Origin of the sequence: Paraliomyxa miuraensis (assembly GCF_026337845.1) — a bacterium.
Taxonomy (GTDB): domain Bacteria; phylum Myxococcota_A; class Polyangia; order Nannocystales; family Nannocystaceae; genus Paraliomyxa; species Paraliomyxa miuraensis.
Genome location: NZ_JAOVZF010000074.1, coordinates 1 through 587, shown reverse-complemented (window position 1 = coordinate 587; position 587 = coordinate 1). Strand labels below are relative to the sequence as shown.

Genomic DNA, 587 nt, shown 5'->3' with positions numbered 1-587 from the left:
TAGGCCCTTCTGGTGATCACTTTGAGCTTGTTGTTGAGGCCCTCGGCCGTGCCTGCCGACACCTCGCCTTGGGCCCGGAACCAGTTGAGCAGCAGGTCGCGGTGAACGCGGAAGGACCTGGCCAGCTTCTTCATCGGCTCGATGCGGGAGCGCATGACCTTGGAGCACCAGCCGTCGAGGAACTTGGCAGCCCAGGTGACCGACTGGTAGTCCCACAGGAGCTGCAACTCCTCCTTGAGCAGGTAGGCGCGCACGGTTCGCAGGTTGTACCGGAGCAGGTCGCGGAGCTTGCTGTCCTGCTTTTTGGTCAGGTTCTCGGGGCGCTTGAGCAGCGGCCAGCGACCGCGCTTGAGCACGGGCTCGTAGCCGTCGCGCTTGAGCCGCTTGACCTCCGCGGCTCGGACCTGGTCGACGGCCTTGTTGAGCCGCTGCACGATGTGGAACCGGTCGAGCACGTGCACCGCCTTGCTGGCCCGGCGCGCGATGACGGTGAGGTACGGCTTGTGCTGGTCGCTGCAGATGAACCGTAGCCACCGAGCTCGCAGCCCGAACCAGTCGAAGAAACCATCGATGCACTCCTTGGTGCG

At 64.7% G+C, this 587-nt stretch carries 1 protein-coding gene; it reads right to left on the bottom strand.

Annotated features, from left to right (window positions below; all coding sequences use genetic code 11):
* Positions 1-587, bottom strand: a 587-nt coding sequence (locus tag OEB96_RS00325) for a transposase (protein ID WP_266213376.1), incomplete at both ends; no start/stop codon positions are given.